Origin of the sequence: Staphylococcus massiliensis, assembly GCF_043186315.1 — a bacterium.
Lineage (GTDB): Bacteria > Bacillota > Bacilli > Staphylococcales > Staphylococcaceae > Staphylococcus > Staphylococcus massiliensis.
The window spans coordinates 1,270,555-1,288,664 of the sequence record NZ_CP171119.1 but is presented as its reverse complement, the minus strand read 5'-3'; the positions used below and the strand labels follow the sequence as shown (position 1 = coordinate 1,288,664).

The following is an 18,110-nucleotide window of genomic DNA, read 5'->3' as shown; positions in this document are numbered from 1 at the left end:
CATGTGTGTTACTGACCGTTGGTCAATAACTAGCGATTATTTTTTGAATTCAAGCTTAATTAAACTCTTATTCACTCGGTTTTGCTTGGTAAAATCTATTTTACTTACTTATCTAGTTTTCAATGTACAATTATAATGGTGGAGAATAGCGGGTTCGAACCGCTGACCTCCTGCGTGCAAAGCAGGCGCTCTCCCAGCTGAGCTAATCCCCCATATTCGAATGGTGGGCCTAAGTGGACTCGAACCACCGACCTCACGCTTATCAGGCGTGCGCTCTAACCAGCTGAGCTATAGGCCCATCTCACATTTGAATGCTATAAACATTCAAAACTGAATACAATATGTCACGCTTTCTTGTTTATCATTTCAACTTCTTAAGAAGTTGTTCCGTTATATCCTTAGAAAGGAGGTGATCCAGCCGCACCTTCCGATACGGCTACCTTGTTACGACTTCACCCCAATCATTTGTCCCACCTTCGACGGCTAGCTCCAAAGGTTACTCCACCGGCTTCGGGTGTTACAAACTCTCGTGGTGTGACGGGCGGTGTGTACAAGACCCGGGAACGTATTCACCGTAGCATGCTGATCTACGATTACTAGCGATTCCAGCTTCATGTAGTCGAGTTGCAGACTACAATCCGAACTGAGAACGGCTTTATGGGATTTGCTTGACCTCGCGGTTTAGCGACCCTTTGTACCGTCCATTGTAGCACGTGTGTAGCCCAAATCATAAGGGGCATGATGATTTGACGTCATCCCCACCTTCCTCCGGTTTGTCACCGGCAGTCAACTTAGAGTGCCCAACTTAATGATGGCAACTAAGCTTAAGGGTTGCGCTCGTTGCGGGACTTAACCCAACATCTCACGACACGAGCTGACGACAACCATGCACCACCTGTCACTTTGTCCCCCGAAGGGGAAAACTCTATCTCTAGAGCGGTCAAAGGATGTCAAGATTTGGTAAGGTTCTTCGCGTTGCTTCGAATTAAACCACATGCTCCACCGCTTGTGCGGGTCCCCGTCAATTCCTTTGAGTTTCAATCTTGCGATCGTACTCCCCAGGCGGAGTGCTTAATGCGTTAGCTGCAGCACTAAGGGGCGGAAACCCCCTAACACTTAGCACTCATCGTTTACGGCGTGGACTACCAGGGTATCTAATCCTGTTTGATCCCCACGCTTTCGCACATCAGCGTCAGTTACAGACCAGAAAGTCGCCTTCGCCACTGGTGTTCCTCCATATCTCTGCGCATTTCACCGCTACACATGGAATTCCACTTTCCTCTTCTGCACTCAAGTTCCCCAGTTTCCAATGACCATCCACGGTTGAGCCGTGGGCTTTCACATCAGACTTAAGAAACCGCCTACGCGCGCTTTACGCCCAATAATTCCGGATAACGCTTGCCACCTACGTATTACCGCGGCTGCTGGCACGTAGTTAGCCGTGGCTTTCTGATTAGGTACCGTCAAGGTGCGCATAGTTACCTACGCACTTGTTCTTCCCTAATAACAGAGCTTTACGATCCGAAAACCTTCATCACTCACGCGGCGTTGCTCCGTCAGACTTTCGTCCATTGCGGAAGATTCCCTACTGCTGCCTCCCGTAGGAGTCTGGACCGTGTCTCAGTTCCAGTGTGGCCGATCACCCTCTCAGGTCGGCTACGTATCGTCGCCTTGGTAAGCCATTACCTCACCAACTAGCTAATACGGCGCAGGTCCATCTATAAGTGACAGCAAAACCGCCTTTCAATGTTGAACCATGCGGTTCAACATGTTATCCGGCATTAGCCCCGGTTTCCCGGAGTTATTCCAGTCTTATAGGTAGGTTACCCACGTGTTACTCACCCGTCCGCCGCTAACGTCAAAGGAGCAAGCTCCTCGTCAGTTCGCTCGACTTGCATGTATTAGGCACGCCGCCAGCGTTCATCCTGAGCCAGGATCAAACTCTCCATAAAAATGTTTGTTTGATTGACTCTAAAATTTAAGCAATTGATTGCTTGGTTTGTTGTGTGACTAACTGTCACAGCAACGTTTATCAAGAATTAACGTTGACATATTGTCATTCAGTTTTCAATGTTCATTTTTTGTCGCTACAATTAATTACTATAACAAAACTAAAATGTAATGTCAAGAACTTTTTAATTTTATTTATTAGGAATTAATTTGTTTAGTTAGTGTTAACTTTGTTGCGTCAACATTAACTATATTATTACGTTATTAATAAGAAATCAAGAGTTAAAATTACACTTTCAAAAAGAAATTTATTAATAACGTTTTATGTGTCGTCCGTTTTTGACGACTTTTATATCATAGCAAATACTTCTTAATACCGTCAATCACTTTTTAATTAAATTTTTGGTTAATTTTTCACCTAAAAATTAAATTTTCTTATATCATATTAAATTTCCTTAAATATGATATAACACCGTGGTTGATTATGTCCAAATGAGACAATATTACTATAGTTATTACACGAAAACCACTTCTTAAACTTAAATTTACAATAGCTTTCATATAAAAAAGTCGAGACTCAGAAAGTCTCGACCTAAAATAAAATGATAGTAATGAATTAACCTATATAGTTTAAATAAATAGTAGTTATTGATTGTTATCTTGACAAGATTGACAAACACCGTAAATTTCCATGCGATGATGCGTCACATTAAAATCTGTTACATGTTGTGCAAGCTGTTCTACTTCATCTAACTGAGGGTAATGAAAATCTACTATTTTACCGCACTTTTCACAAATAACATGATAATGATTATGAGTTTCAAAATCGAAACGACTTGAAGCGTCACCGTACGTGAGCTCTTTAACAATTCCAGTCTTTTTGAAAACGCGTAGATTGTTATATATTGTCGCTACACTTATATTAGGAAAATCAGGTGAAAGTGCTTGGTATATTTCATCGGCAGTTGGATGTGTATCAGAAGCAATGAGAAATTGTAAGATTGCTTGTCTTTGAGGTGTGATACGAACACCAGCAGCTCTTAAAGAAGCAATTGATTCTTCAAGTTGATGCTCAACTGACTCTAATTCTGCACTCATTAGGTTCACCGTCTTTCTATTTAAGAATTATTCTTACTTAATATAAATATAATAGTAAATAACGGAAATTGTCAATCATAAAACGGTGATTCCTTTAATAACCCTTATTTAAGTCAACGACATTCTCAATTAGACCATCCTTATTGAGAAAATGTTTTAAGTTAGTTGCAAATATATGCGCAGCCTCTGTTTTATTATGGGTGCCGTTTCCAGTAATATGTGCTGTTAGGAATAAATTTTGTGTCTCAAATAATGGAGAATCTTCATTTAATGGTTCATTTTCGAATACATCTACATATGCCTTTCTGATTTCCTTTGATTCTAAAGCGTCAATAAGTACTTGTGTTTCGACTATTGTACCTCTTCCTACATTAATAAATAACGTATGATCATTCATCGCTTTAAAGTCATCTGATTTCAGCAAATGAATTGTTTCGTTTGTTTCAGGTAAAACATTCACGATTATATCTGCCTTATGATAAATATGATGTCTTTCTTCTATAGAATATGTTTCTTCAAAACCCTCTACAGAATGACCATCTGTATTTAAACCAATTGTATGCATACCTAATACGTTTAAAATCTTAGCAGTATGTTTAGGTATCGTGCCAGTACCTAAGAATAGTACTCTTTCACCATCGACTAAAGTAGGTTGCATCTTATGGTCATAGACATGCTTAGTTTGATTTTCATATGATGCTTTCATTAACTTGTAATCATCTAAGATATAAGCAAGTATGAATTCCGAAAGTTGACGCTTATGTACCCCTTTCGCATTAGTAAGTTGAATGTCCTTTTCCTTGAGCACATCCATAGGTAAAGAATTAACCCCTGTAGCAAACCAGGCAATCCACTTCAGATTTGGACATTCATTGATAAATGTTTCATCTACCGCTTCATGGTAAGAAATTAAAATGTCCATATCTTCTTTATCCGCTTCATCTAATACAGCGGGATGCTTATAAAACTTAAATGTAACGTTATCAAAATTCTCTTCTAATTCGTTTTCCACGTCGCCTAGTCGCATGAGCGATACTACCTTTAACATCTTATCATCCCCCTATTATAGATTTAATCTCATCGATTTGTGTTTTAACTTTAACTTTCTCTATGACATCCATTATTACGCCATCTTCATCAACAATAAATGTCGTTCTTACGATCCCCATAGATTCTTTACCAAACATTTTCTTTAATTGATAAACACCTGTAGCTTCCGAAAGTTTATAATCTTTATCTACGAGTAGATCAAAGTTAAGGTCTAACTTATTTACAAAGTTTTGATGTTTACGCTTCGTATCACCACTAATACCATACACTTTAATGTCTAAATCGTTGAAGTATGCGAGATTATCTCTAAAGTCACAGGCTTCTTGAGTACATGTTGGCGTATTGTCTCTTGGGTAAAAGTACAATATCGCTTTACTTCCTTTAATTATTTCATTCGATATCATGTCCCCGTCTTGATTCTCTAATTTAAAATCAGGGAATAAATCACCTTTTTGTAACATATATCTCACTCATTTCTTATAGATATTACTTTTATGATACGATAAGTAGTGAAAATATTAAATTAAAAGAGGTTGTTATGATGAAGTTTACAGAAAGTGAACGCTTGCAAGAATTATCAAATGAAAACATTTTAGGCGGTGTGAATTCACCTTCTAGATCTTATAAAGCTGTGGGCGGTGGCGCTCCTGTTGTAATGGATCATGGTCAAGGTCAATACTTATTTGATGTAGATGGTAATAAATACATCGATTACCTACAAGCATATGGTCCGATTATTACAGGTCATGCACATCCTCATATTGCAAAAGCTATCGCAGATCAAGCGCACAAAGGTATCCTATATGGTACGCCTACAGAGCTTGAAATTACTTTTGCTAAAAAATTAAGAGAAGCCATTCCTTCATTAGAAAAGGTAAGATTTGTGAACTCTGGTACTGAAGCTGTTATGACAACAATTCGTATTGCTCGTGCTTACACAAATCGTAATAAGATTATTAAATTCGCTGGCTCTTATCATGGTCACTCAGACCTTGTATTAGTTGCAGCAGGAAGTGGTCCATCTCAATTAGGTTCTCCTGATTCTGCAGGCGTACCTAAAAGTGTCGCGCAAGAAGTGATCACAGTACCTTTCAATGACATCGATGCTTTTAAAGAAGCAATGGAACATTGGGGTAGCGAAGTTGCTGGTGTCTTAGTTGAACCTATTGTAGGTAACTTTGGCATGGTAGAACCTAAACCTGGCTTTCTAGAAGCTGTAAATGAAATTACGCATGAGCATGGCGGCTTAGTTGTATATGATGAAGTTATTACAGCTTTTCGTTTCCATTACGGTGCGGCTCAAGATTTATTAAATGTGTATCCTGACTTAACTGCGTTCGGTAAAATTATTGGCGGCGGTTTACCTATCGGTGGTTACGGTGGTAAACAAGATATTATGGAACAAGTTGCGCCGCTTGGACCTGCTTATCAAGCGGGTACGATGTCAGGTAACCCACTTTCAATGCGTGGCGGCATCGCTTTACTCGAAGTATTGTCTCAACCTGGCGTTTATGAAAAGCTCGATAAGTTAGGTGAACGTCTTGAAGATGGTCTCTTAGAATTAATCGATAAGCATAACATCACAGCTACAGTGAACCGAGTTAAAGGTGCTTTAACGCTATACTTTACAGATGAAAAAGTAACGCATTATGACCAAGCTGATAATGCCGATGGTGAAATGTTTGCTAAATTCTTTAAACTTATGTTGCATCAAGGTATCAACCTAGCCCCTTCTAAATTCGAAGCTTGGTTCCTGACAACAGAGCATACTGAGCAAGATATCGACGAAACGCTTAAAGCAGTTGATTATGCCTTTAGCCAACTATAAAGCATGATGACGTGTAAAGTTGTATAATAGATTGCGATTACAGTTAATGATAAGGGGGCGATAAGAATGAAGTTAGGCGCAAGGATATTAAAAACTGGAATTGCCATTATTTTAGCTGTTGCAGTTGCGTCCCTTTTACCACACAACCCTTCAATGACAGCAGTAGCAGGTATCTCAGCTGTAGTTGCGATGCAACCAACTGTGTACCGGACACTTAAAACGATAGTCGACCAATTTCAAGGTAACGTGATAGGTGCCATACTAGCCGTCATAATGGTTACACTATTTGGAAGCAATTTTGTAATTATGGGTGCAACGGTGATCTTATTAATCGCAATTTTATATAAAATGAAAATCGCGCACGTTGCAACGCTTGCTTCTGTAACGGCTCTCATTATAATGGGTCAACATGATGGTTCGTTTTACATGTCAGCATTCTTTAGATTCGTGCTCGTTATGATCGGTGTTTTAAGTTCGTTTATCGTTAATTTAACGTTCTTACCACCTAAGTTTGAAACAAAGTTGTATCATAACTCCATGAATATCTCGACAGAAATCTTCCAATTATTTAAGTTAGTGTTAAATGAATCCATGGAGTTTCATCATATTAAGGATGATGTACAAGCGATTAAGACAAGAGTTAACAAACTTGATCAATTGTACTTACTATTTAAAGAAGAACGACGTGGCTTTTCAAGGAAGAAATCATTTGAACAAACTCGAAAGAAAGTGTTGTTTAATCAACTTGTGTTAACGACGAGACGCGCGTATGATGTATTGAGGAAGATGCATCGTTATCAAAATGATTTGCATTTGCTAGGACCTGATTTATTGCTTCAAGTTCAGCTTGAAATTCATGATTTGATTACGTATCACGAACAAGTGCTCATCAGTATTAGTAAAAACTCGCACTTCGATGTCATTGAAAATCTAACGTATATTAAAAACCCACAGAAGACACCGTTGTTTGAAGCATTTAAACACGAGCTCATTGATCATCCTGATCAAGATGCGTATAGCTATGAAAATATTATGCAAATTATCGCATCTATTGAAGAGTACCGTAATCACATTGAACATTTAGATGTGATTCGCTTGAGTTTCTTCAAATATCATCATTCAGACCGCGAATTAAATATTGTCGAAGAAGATTACGACTTATAAAATAGAAAAAGGGTACGAGACAATTTATCAAATTCAACTTAAAGAGTGAATTTGAATTAATTTCCTAACAGCTGACTCCTAGGGGAGTAGCGTGAGTCTGGAGACTACAGGCTCCAGCCACGCCCCAGGAAAGCATGCTGTTAGTAGAAATTAATTAAAGTCTCGTACCCTTCTTTTATATTATTGATGGTCGGATGATTGTTGTGGATGTCTATGAACATCTTCAATATCATCTACTAAATCAAGTTTGTAATCATAAATGGATGAAATTTGGCCTGTGCGACTCTTATAAATAATATGTTCTTGTCTAATTTCTGTTGGGCTTTCAACACCTACTGCAGCAGCGATATTGAATAAACCTTCGTGTAAACTTGTAATATAGTTCGTTACACGATACTCTTTCTCTTCAACAACTAAGGCTTTTTCTTTCTTAGGATCAGTTGTTGCTACCCCAACTGGACAAGTATTTAAGTGACATTGTTGACTCATGATACAACCAACACTGATCATCATACCACGAGCAACGTTGATTAAGTCAGCACCTAAACCTAAAGCAATCGCAATTTTGTCTGGCGTAATTAACTTACCAGAAGCAAAGATTTTTACTTTATCACGGATTCCATATTTTTGAAGTAAACCATCAAGTAATGGTAACGCTGTGAATAACGGTAAACCTACACCATCTTGTAACTCTTGGAATGTAGCACCTGTACCGCCTTCACCACCGTCAATCGTAATAAAGTCAGGAAATTTATTCTGTTCTGCCATCGTTTTAACCATATTTTCGATGTCATGTGTGTTACCGATAACAATTTTAAAGCCTACTGGTTTTTGACCAAGTTCTCTTAACTTATGTACAAAGTTAAGTAAATCATTCGTACTATTAATAAATTCAAAACGGTTTGGTGAATTAATAGTTTTATGTGGTTCAACATTACGGATTTCAGCAATTTCTTCTGAAACCTTTTCCCCTTCTAAATGTCCACCACGAGTTTTTGCACCTTGCGCAAGTTTTAATTCAAATGCACGAATATTTTTATGTTCTGCTTTTTTAATAAATTCTTCCTCTTTGAAGTTACCTGCTTTATCTCTGACACCAAATAGACCAGGTCCGATTTGATAAATAATATCAACATCGCCAGCTAAATGGTGTTTAGACATGCCACCTTCACCGGTATTCATCCATGTAACAGCTCTAGCTAAACCAAGTGATAGAGTTGTGATAGCCTTACCACCTAAAGCACCGTAACTCATACCAGATTGACCTACTAAACGGTCTGTCACAAACGGATGTTTAAGGCTTTCACCAAGGACAATCTTATGTTCATCCCCTAGTTTAAATGGATCGATTTCTGCTTTTTCTCTATGCTCGTCACGATCAAATAGTCTTTCATTATCGATTTTATACAAGAATGTTGAAATCATTTTATCTTGATTGATATCAAGTTGATTTGCTTGTTTAGGATAAAGCGCATTTTGGATAAAGAATCCATATTTGTAATCATGCGTAGTACCAAAACTTGCCATGCGTGAATTGTACTTACCTGCTTTAACAATATTTGTGTAATCACTTCTTGAAAATGGGCGACCCTGATGGTCTTCCGAGAATAGATATTGTCTGAGTTCCGGACCTATCTTTTCTAAAAAGTAACGCACGCGCGCAAGTAACGGATAGTTTCTAAGCACACTATGTTGCTTTTGGCGTCTATCAGTTACAAGTAACGTTAAACCAATGATAAGTAACACTAATACTACTGCGACTAATACGATATTAACGATTAGTTGTAGAATTGTAAGTAACGTCATTGTATATTCCCCCCACACCTAATATATTTTGATAGTAAAAAATCCATAAAAAAAGAAAGACACTAGTAGTGTCTTTCCCAGACTGTCGACAAAGTCCTACGGACTTGTCGGCATTTTTTATTTTTCAATATTTTACATAACAACCTGTTTGCCCATTTCTAGTATAATAATAGTAATAAGATATTGAGGTGATAGTATGCTAAATAAATCTTCCAATAACAGAGAACAATTTGAAATGATTTCAATATCTCAGTTAGTTCCTGATGATCACTTGTTACGTAAAGTTGAAAAAGTCTTAGATCTTAACTTTGTTTATGATTTAGTGAAAGATAAATACTGCTTAGATAATGGCAGACCTTCTATAGACCCTGTAATTCTAGTAAAAATCCTTCTAATTCAAAAATTATTCGGTATTAAATCTATGAGACAAACTATAAAAGAAATTCACACTAATGTAGCGTACCGATGGTACTTAGGTTATGGATTCTTTGATAAAGTCCCTCATTTCGGTACTTTTAGCAAAAACTATACCCGCCGATTTTATGATAATAAGGTATTTGAAGAAATCTTCCAACACATCTTAGAAATTGCTTTTGAAAATGATCTTATTAATACCGAGCAAATTTTTATCGATTCAACTCATATTAAAGCCAATGCCAATAAAAATAAATATATTAAGAAAGTTGTTCAAATTGAAGCCAAAGCATACCAAAAAGAATTGGATGATGAAGTAAATCTTCTAAGAAAAGCCGATGGAAAAAAGCCTATAAAAAAGAAAAAGGAAGTGAAAACTAAATATATAAAAGAAAGTAAAACTGATCCAGAGTCTGGTTATTATGTGAAGAGCGAGAGAGAAAAGCAATTTGCCTATTCGCTACATGCATGTGTCGATAGACACGGCTTCATTTTAGATTCACATGTCACTCCAGGAAATGTCCATGATAGTACACAATTGAAACCTATGATAGAAAGAATGGAGAAATTAGGTTTAAAGGCGAGATATGTAGCAGTTGATTCTGGTTATAAGACTCCAGCTAACGCACACTATCTTATTGAAAAATTAATGATACCCGTGATGCCGTATACTCGGCCAAAAGGAAAAGAAGGTTTCTTCAAAAATCGCGATTTCATCTACGATGAATATTATGATAGTTATATTTGTCCTAATGATGAGTTTTTAACTTACAAAAGAACTATGCCCACTGGACACAGACTATATATGTCAAGTTCTGACACATGTCGTGAATGCCCATTATTGAGTAAATGTACCGAAAATAAACAGTTTCAAAAACAAATCCAAAGGCATGTATGGCAAGATGATTTGGATATAGTTGAAGACTTAAGGTTTATGGATTCAATTAAAAAAATATATAAAATGAGAAGCCAAACAATAGAAAGACGATTTGGTGATGCTAAAGAGCAACATGGTATGAGATGGACACGTTTTCGAGGTTTAGGAAAGGTGACAATGGATACGATGTTTACTTGTGCTGCGATGAATTTGAAAAAAGTAGCTACGTGGCTTACATAAGAGTCCGTGAGGACTTCTATTTTAAAGAATTTTATACATATTTTCGAAAAAATCATAAAAAAACAAACTACCGTTACACTTTTTATATGCTATAACGATAGTTTGTCTACAGTCTGAGAAAGACACTAGTAGTGTCTTTCCCATTTTCTCTAGGCATTCAAACAATTTAAACGTACATTATCATATATTTAATGAAACTTATGACAAGTTTTGAATGTTGAATAGTCGAGCGTAAGCGCCCTCTTTTTGAAGTAGCGTCTGATGGTCGCCCATTTCAACGATTTCACCATTCTCAATGACAACAATTTTATCTGCGTGAGTAATCGTAGATAAACGGTGCGCCACGATTAATGTCGTACGGTCTCGACTTAAGATATTTAATGCTTCTTGAATAATTGCTTCACTTTCAAGGTCTAATGCACTTGTTGCTTCGTCTAGAATTAATATTGGCGGATTATTTAAGAAGATACGCGCAATTGATAAACGTTGTTTTTGACCGCCTGATAATTTAACGCCACGTTCACCAACTTCTGTATCATAGCCATTCGGTAAACTCATGATAAAATCATGCGCATTCGCCATTTTAGCCGCTTCAACGATTTCATCATCGCTCGCATCAGGCTTACCAAGTAAAATATTCTCTTTTACGGTATCCGAGAATAAAATGTTATCTTGCTGTACGAGACCGATTTGGTGACGTAAGCTTTCAGTGAAGAAGGATTTTATATCATGATTATCAATCGTAATATAACCTTCTGTCGTATCATAGAATCTCGGTATTAAGTTAATTAATGTCGACTTACCGCCACCACTCATACCAACGAATGCGACAGTTTCACCTTGATGAATGGAAAGATTAATGCCGTTAAGTACGTACTTTTCATTTTGATTGTATTTAAATGAAACGTCATGTAACTCGATATTACCTTCTTTAATTGGAATCTTCTTAGCGTCATGCTCGTTTTTAATATCATACTTTTCATCAAATAATTGGAACACACGGTCCATTGACGCAAAACTTTGTGTAAGCGTCGTGAATGATGATACAAGTCTACGAAGTGGACCAAATAGTTGTTCAAGGTAACTTACGAATGCTGCAAGCGTACCAACTGTAACGGAACCTGTAATTGCTAAGTAAGCACCGTAACCAATAACGATTAATGGGCCAACATCCGTAACGGTGTTAATAGCTGAGAATGAATACGCATTCCATCTCGTATGCTTAAAGGCCTTTTCAAGGAAGTTACGGTTTTTACGATCAAAGTTCTTAGCTTCGTTACGTTCAATGGCGAAGCTTTTAATTACAGACATACCTTGAACGCGTTCATGTAAGAACCCTTGTACTTCAGCTAATGCTTGAGAACGTTTACGTGTTAAGGCACGTAAACGACCGAAGAAGAAATATACGGTTAAAATGTAGAATGGGAATATGATCATCGCCGCGAAAGTAAGTCTGATGTCCAAGAAGAACATGACTGTCAGTGCGATACCAATCGTAATACAATCTAGCCATATATTCATGAGACCAGTTAAAATGAAGTCTTTAGATTGCTCGACGTCATTAATGACGCGTGAGATGATTTCCCCTGCCTTGTTATTCGCGTAATAACGAGTACTTAAGGCTTGTAAATGACTATATAACTTCTTACGAATGTCATATAAAATTTTGTTACTTGTCCATTGCGCGAGATATTGTCTTAAATATTCAATCGGCGGTCTAACAATCACGAATATAAACGTCGCAATGGATAGTGCTATAATTAAACGTTGAATTTTTTGATCGACGACTAAATCTGGATTATTAATGACGCCATCAATCACGTACTTGATCAGTAGTGGAATTAATAACGGAATCCCAAATTTTATGATGCCGACGATAATCGTACCAACAATGAGCCATTTGTAAGGTTTAACGAATTGTAGGTAACGTCTTATCATATTCTGCTCCTTTCTCGTCTCAAAACGAAACAGCCCAAGACAAAACGCTTAGGCTGTTGATGACTTAATATGAACAATCTGATTTATTGGTTATGAATTTTTTTGAAGCGTTCACGCCATACTTTAATAAAGTCAGGCGCAAATGGACCTTTCTTTTGTTCGATCCATTGTTGTAAGATATCAACACTTCGTCTCAAAATATGATCAATGTCCTTTGGATAATTCATTTGTTTCATATGTTGTTCGTACTCATCTTCGTCGAGTAGATGGTATTTACCATTCGGATATACTTTTACATCTAAGTCATAGTCGATGTATTTTAAAGCTTCTTCATCACATACGAATGGTGAAGAAAGGTTACAGTAATAATACACACCATCTTCACGGAACATACATATCACATTAAACCAATATTCAGAATGAAAATACACAATAGCTGGTTCTCTAGTTATCCAAGTGCGACCATCACTTTCTGTGACAAGTGTATGATCATTTCCTCCAATAACGACATGGTCAGTTCCTTTTAGAATCGTTGTTTCAGACCAAACACGGTGTAAGCTACCATCATGTTTGTAACTCTGAATTTTAAGTACCTGACCTTCCTCTGGTATGGATTCTTTGACCACTTTCCACACCACCTTTATATTTAGTATTCCAAAATTAGTATATCATGAGCGTCAATTTTTCATAAATAGTATGCCTATAACTTTTTACGTGTAAAAGTGATTGAAAACCTTCGTCATAGACACTGGGAAATTAAACGTTTCTTTATCCTTTTTAGGCATGTATGTCATGTTTTCAGGCAAACTTCGTTGTGTCACACGTGTATCTTTTAGCTGAAATACATACATATGCCATGTTAAGTGTGTAAACTGATGCTTCAGTTTGAAATCAGGTTCACGGTCAACATGAACTTGTATATCAAGCTCACTATCAAGCAATGCTTCCGCATAATCATGTTCATACATTGGAAATTGCCACATATCTTTAAGCAAACGTTCCGTACGCTTCTCTACAAGCAGGTCGCCTTGTTCATTTTCAATGAGAAATACATATTGTGTGATCGATTTCTTCTTCTTTAACTTAGATTTAACCGGCAATTCCATGACGACGCCCTTGTCAAATGCTTCACAATGTGATTGTATCGGACAGAATAAGCATAAGGGTTGCTTTGGCGTACACACCGTTGCGCCGAGTTCCATCATCGCTTGGTTAAATTCACCTGAACGATCTTGAACATATGGTTCTAAGTCACGTTCAAACATTTTACGCGTTGCAGGCTTTTTAATATCCTCATAAATCGTATTAAGACGTGACCAAACTCTGAACACATTTCCATCGACGGCAGGAAGCGGTTTGTTAAACGCGATACTCAATACCGAAGCTTTCGTATAAGGACCTACCCCTTTTAAGTCGCCGAACTTTTTCGCATCACTTGGTACCACACCATCATAGTGGTTCACGACATCTTTCACAGCGTGATGAAAGTTTCTTGCTCGACTGTAATAGCCGAGACCTTCCCACATTTTAAGAACATCATCTTCTTTTGCTTCGCTTAAAGCTTCCATTGTAGGAAAAGCCCTTGTGAAACGATGATAGTAATCAATGACCGTATTCACTTGTGTTTGTTGTAACATGACTTCACTAAGCCAAATATAATAAGGATTCGACGTATTGCGCCACGGCATTTCTCTTTTATTTTCGTCATACCATTTCAACAAGTCTGACTTAAACGTTGATGCATCATACATAAAATCACTACTTTCAATATGTGTTAATTTTGTTATCGCCCTTTTTCGATTATAATAAGTTATAACAACTTATAAAGTGGGTGTATAAAATGGATACTGCGACACACATAGCTATCGGTGTTGGCTTAACCGCAATAGCTACCCAAGACCCAAGTATGCATGATAACTTTCCAGCGATCATGACGACTTTAGTGGCAGGTTCATTAATTCCTGATATTGATACCGTTACGAAACTTAAAAATAATGCAACGTATATATCAAACCATAGAGGCGTCACACATTCAATACCTTTTACAATCTTATGGCCCTTAATCTTAACATTGCTCATTTTCACATTCTTTCACGATGTACATCCAATGCATGTGTGGTTATGGGCACAACTCGCTGTATTCTTACATGTCTTTGTAGACATCTTTAATTCATATGGTACGCAAGCATTAAGGCCTTTATCAAATAAATGGATACAACTCGGCATCATCAACACGTTCGACCCAATTATTTTTATTATCTTACTCATCGGAATCGTGTTATGGAGTATTGGCTTCCATCCATATCTCGTGTTCTTTCCGATACTCGGAATCTTAGTGGCATACTACATCATACGTTATATCATTCAACAATCCATCCGTAAAAAGGCACTAGGATTAATTGATAATAGTGATAAACCGGTTAAAGTTTTCGTCATACCAACGTTACGCTTTATGCAGTGGCGTGTCGCAATTCAAACAATTGAAAACGATTATGTTGGCCGAAGTTATGGTGGCAATATCGTATTCAGTGATAAAGTAAAACGCCAGCCTTATCCAAGCGAATCATTGATGCATGACGCTAAGAACGATGCGAATATTAAAGCATTCCTTAACTTCTCTTCAATTTATAGATGGCATACAAGACGTGTAGATGACGAGACCATTGAATTAAGATTCATCGATTTAAGATATTTAAACGATGATCATTATGCGTTTACGTCGATTGCGCACTTAAACAACGATCGTAAGGTATTGAATTCATATACAGGATGGGTCTTTACCGAAGATAAATTACAACGTAAGTTACATGTATAATTCCTTTATTCCTATTTTTGAAAAGCCACATCGTACCAATTAAATGAATTTAGGTTCATTTTAGATTGGTAAGTTAGTACAGATTTCCTTAACAGCATGCTTTCATAGATTGCGGCTGGAGCCTGAAGCCTTACTCAAACTTTCAGTTTGTTAGTAGGACAAGGGCTTAGGACATATTACACAATTCACTTAAAACAGCATGCTTTCCTGGGGCGTGGCTGGAGCCTGTAGTCTCCAGACTCACGCTACTCCCCTAGGAGTCAGCTGTTTTGAGAATTGTGTGTAGTAAAGCTTAAAATCTATATTTCATTACTTTTCAATTAGCTTAATTCGCTCAAGCCCCGGCTATAATAGCTTGATAATTTGAATGCGTGTAAAGTTCAACTCGAATTTTCAATTCGTTAGTTGAACTTACAAAGAAGCACGAGCTTCTTTGGTCTTTAATAACTGCCGGGCCCCGCCCTCTGAGTCAGCTGTTAGGAAATAAATTTACTTTCGTAACTCCATATTGAGAACCACAAAAAGTCCAACTCATATTAAGTGAGTTGGACTTTTCTTATGTGTATCTTATTTAAAAAGCGACTGGTAATACTAGCGCTTCACAATTTTATTTCTTTTGAGGCGTTTGATTCACATCAAAGATTGTAACTTGCTTTTTAATCGCGTATATCAACATCGTAATTAAACCTAAAAAGCTTAAGAAATATAAATGATAAATGACGTTACCTATACTGCTTCTACCAATAAGCGTTGCTTTTTCAACACCATCTACGAGATAAAATAAAGGATTTATCATCAGTAAGTGTGTAATTAACGCATTCTCATTATCTAAAATGAAAAGTATTGGCAGTGTGAAAAATGATAACACCGCTAAACCAATGAAAAAGTAATGAATCTTTTTAAATTTAAGCGATAGTCTACCGAATAAAATTGAAATCAATGTCGCAAATAATAACATCATGATGTGATATAAAATCATACTTAAAATAGAACCATCTGCGTTCGCTGGTTTTAGTACTAAAATCACAAGATGTATAATAAATGAACTTATGGTAAATACAAGTGCTGTCACAAAGTTTTTAACTGATGGTGACACATTCAGTAATCGCGTTACCTGAAAGTCCTTTCGGAATGACTTGATATTTTTATAGATGGCTAGTGTCGTAAACATAAACATTGTTAATCCACTTATTCGATAGAACATTGTAGCTGAAAGTATTTCAGTTGAATTGAACTTCCAAAAAATCAATCGAATCACAAATGCGAGTAATAACCCTACTAATAACGGAACTAAATAGTATGCCCAATTGTTCTTAACACTTTGCAGTGCGTGTCGAAGTAATTGCGGTGCGTTTTTAATATAGTTTTTTATTTCCACTCTTTTCACCTACATTTCTATATAAGTCCATTTATCATTTTCAAAGTCCGCTAGTAAGTATCCGTCTCCAGACTTCGTAATCCAAATGTCGCGATCGATATTAAATTTATCCTTTAATTTCTTTTCATCAACAATCGGGAACGTGAAACCAATCACTTTATTCTGATCATCGAAAAGCATATTGATTGGTTGCTCTGTTATCGGTACGTTAAAGCGGTTATCTTTGTCCTTTTCAGGCACTAATGAGTCCGTAACTTCTTTATGTTTCTTATGCAAGTGACTATTGAAATATGAGAATGAGTCGACATAGTTTCGTTTCATATAAGGATGTAAGTCTTCTACATCGTGTTCTGCATAGAGACCTGCAGGATTGAAGAATCGGATTGGATTCTTCTTAACGGTATACTGCTTACCATCAACTTCTACTTGGTATCGTTTAGAGTTCTCAGCAACAATTGAAAGGACACTGCTTTCTGGAACAGTTAGACCTTTACCACCTTTAGTTGGCTTTAGCTTAACATTTTTAGCTTCTACTATACCGAAAGCAAGTTTTTCTTCATAAGGGTCCTTTTGCTCAGTAGAAATTGCAGATTCATTCATTTCTTGCTCGATATCGACTTTTCCTAAATTGTTAAAGAACAAGAGACCTGTTAAAAACATGCCACTTAAAAATAAGAATGACCATAGCCAAATTGTCATTAAGAATTTAGGTGGTTTCGCATGGTTATAACGTTCAATACGTTTAAAGTTATAGTCCTTTTCAGGAAGACGCGTGCGCCCATTCTTCCAATCCATATCAAAGCGTGCTTTCTCTTCATCTGTTTCAAGAGATTGACGATCCGCTTCATGGTCTTTAAACATCGGGATCACTTCACTAAGAGGTCCTTCTTTACGCAGTTGTCCGTGTGATATCCATGCAGCGTAGTTACTCACCTTAACGACACGATCTATATTATCGTCAACATTAACGAACGTCTGATTTAAACTGATATATTCATGCACAAGACGCTTTAATTCAGAGAAGTACTTTTCAGGGAGAGACGATGCAACCTGATTAAGAATGATGATCTTCGCTTTAGATGCACGTGCTAGGACGAATAATAATGTACTATACGCTTCGTCTGATAAATCACTAATATATGTATGCTTATCCTTATCAAGTTCCGCTTCCTTTAATAACTTCGTAATCTTACGCGTGCTCACGCGCTTATCATACAAACTCAGCGCATTACGCACAAAGCTCGACACCTTGATGTCTTCATGAATCTTATCCAAAGCATTCGCATAGAAGACTTGTTCACGACGCGTCACTTTCCCTTTATCAGGCTGAATTTGACCAGCAAGTAAGCGTCCGATTAAAGTCTTTGAAGAACCAGGTTCCCCTATAATACCAAGCGCCTCACCTTGATAAATATGTAATGTAACATTATTGATATCAATATCGTCTTCACCATAGCCAAATGGTTTATACCATGGTCGTGTCTTATTATTACGATAATAATGTGTAACATCTAACAGCTTTAATACAATTGAACTCACCATTTATATTCAT

At 37.0% G+C, this 18,110-nt stretch carries 13 protein-coding genes, 2 tRNA genes and 1 rRNA gene; 4 read left to right on the top strand and 12 right to left on the bottom strand.

Going from position 1 to position 18,110, the window contains the following annotated elements:
* Positions 1 to 136 precede the first annotated feature (136 nt).
* The 6 genes from ACF3N8_RS06175 to ACF3N8_RS06150 form a co-directional block, all read right to left on the bottom strand.
* Positions 137 to 212: transfer RNA gene (locus tag ACF3N8_RS06175), tRNA-Ala, on the bottom strand.
* Between the two features lie 9 nt (positions 213 to 221).
* Positions 222 to 298 (bottom strand) — tRNA-Ile (locus ACF3N8_RS06170).
* Positions 299 to 402: 104 nt separating this feature from the next.
* A 16S ribosomal RNA gene (locus ACF3N8_RS06165) occupies positions 403 to 1,952 on the bottom strand.
* A 643-nt stretch (positions 1,953 to 2,595) separates the two neighbouring features.
* Positions 2,596 to 3,048 (bottom strand): peroxide-responsive transcriptional repressor PerR, encoded by a 453-nt coding sequence (perR, locus tag ACF3N8_RS06160; RefSeq protein WP_009385257.1) that lies wholly within the window; start codon positions 3,046 to 3,048, stop codon positions 2,596 to 2,598.
* Between the two features lie 94 nt (positions 3,049 to 3,142).
* Positions 3,143 to 4,096 carry a phosphoglycerate dehydrogenase gene (locus ACF3N8_RS06155; protein WP_009385259.1) on the bottom strand — a complete coding sequence of 318 codons (954 nt, stop codon included), beginning with the start codon at positions 4,094 to 4,096 and terminating at the stop codon, positions 3,143 to 3,145.
* A gap of 4 nt (positions 4,097 to 4,100) precedes the next feature.
* Positions 4,101 to 4,559 carry a peroxiredoxin gene (locus tag ACF3N8_RS06150; RefSeq protein ID WP_009385261.1) on the bottom strand — a complete coding sequence of 153 codons (459 nt, stop codon included), beginning with the start codon at positions 4,557 to 4,559 and terminating at the stop codon, positions 4,101 to 4,103.
* A gap of 80 nt (positions 4,560 to 4,639) precedes the next feature.
* Between ACF3N8_RS06150 and ACF3N8_RS06145 the strand changes: the two genes are divergently transcribed.
* The gene (locus tag ACF3N8_RS06145; protein ID WP_392449767.1) at positions 4,640 to 5,926 is read left to right on the top strand and encodes a glutamate-1-semialdehyde 2,1-aminomutase; all 1,287 of its coding nucleotides are present in this window, start codon (positions 4,640 to 4,642) and stop codon (positions 5,924 to 5,926) included.
* Between the two features lie 66 nt (positions 5,927 to 5,992).
* Positions 5,993 to 7,090 (top strand): aromatic acid exporter family protein, encoded by a 1,098-nt coding sequence (locus tag ACF3N8_RS06140; RefSeq protein ID WP_238101240.1) that lies wholly within the window; start codon positions 5,993 to 5,995, stop codon positions 7,088 to 7,090.
* 180 nt (positions 7,091 to 7,270) lie between these two features.
* Here the strand turns inward: ACF3N8_RS06140 and ACF3N8_RS06135 are convergent, their stop codons facing one another.
* A complete protein-coding gene (locus tag ACF3N8_RS06135; protein WP_238101241.1) occupies positions 7,271 to 8,896 on the bottom strand; it encodes an FMN-binding glutamate synthase family protein in 1,626 nt (541 codons plus the stop codon).
* 196 nt (positions 8,897 to 9,092) lie between these two features.
* On the opposite strand from ACF3N8_RS06135, the gene ACF3N8_RS06130 reads away from it, so the two are divergent.
* Entirely contained in the window at positions 9,093 to 10,427 is a 1,335-nt protein-coding gene (locus tag ACF3N8_RS06130; protein WP_103370597.1) for an IS1182 family transposase, read from the top strand.
* 198 nt (positions 10,428 to 10,625) lie between these two features.
* Here ACF3N8_RS06130 and ACF3N8_RS06125 read toward each other — a convergent pair whose 3' ends face one another.
* From ACF3N8_RS06125 to mutY, 3 genes are all read right to left on the bottom strand, one after another.
* The gene (locus ACF3N8_RS06125) at positions 10,626 to 12,365 is read right to left on the bottom strand and encodes an ABC transporter ATP-binding protein (RefSeq protein ID WP_392449766.1); all 1,740 of its coding nucleotides are present in this window, start codon (positions 12,363 to 12,365) and stop codon (positions 10,626 to 10,628) included.
* 83 nt (positions 12,366 to 12,448) lie between these two features.
* Positions 12,449 to 12,991 (bottom strand): DUF402 domain-containing protein, encoded by a 543-nt coding sequence (locus ACF3N8_RS06120; protein WP_009385401.1) that lies wholly within the window; start codon positions 12,989 to 12,991, stop codon positions 12,449 to 12,451.
* Positions 12,992 to 13,075: 84 nt separating this feature from the next.
* A complete protein-coding gene (mutY, locus tag ACF3N8_RS06115; RefSeq protein ID WP_009385399.1) occupies positions 13,076 to 14,116 on the bottom strand; it encodes an A/G-specific adenine glycosylase in 1,041 nt (346 codons plus the stop codon).
* An 89-nt stretch (positions 14,117 to 14,205) separates the two neighbouring features.
* On the opposite strand from mutY, the gene ACF3N8_RS06110 reads away from it, so the two are divergent.
* Complete coding sequence (locus tag ACF3N8_RS06110; protein ID WP_238102057.1) at positions 14,206 to 15,180, top strand: metal-dependent hydrolase; 975 nt, start codon at positions 14,206 to 14,208, stop codon at positions 15,178 to 15,180.
* Positions 15,181 to 15,787: 607 nt separating this feature from the next.
* On the opposite strand, the gene ACF3N8_RS06105 is transcribed toward ACF3N8_RS06110, so the two are convergent.
* Together ACF3N8_RS06105 and ACF3N8_RS06100 are read right to left on the bottom strand one after the other, a co-directional pair.
* Entirely contained in the window at positions 15,788 to 16,558 is a 771-nt protein-coding gene (locus tag ACF3N8_RS06105; protein ID WP_392449765.1) for a sugar ABC transporter permease, read from the bottom strand.
* 9 nt (positions 16,559 to 16,567) lie between these two features.
* Positions 16,568 to 18,100, bottom strand: a complete 1,533-nt coding sequence (locus ACF3N8_RS06100) for an ATP-binding cassette domain-containing protein (RefSeq protein ID WP_238101032.1) — start codon at positions 18,098 to 18,100, stop codon at positions 16,568 to 16,570.
* Positions 18,101 to 18,110 lie beyond the last annotated feature (10 nt).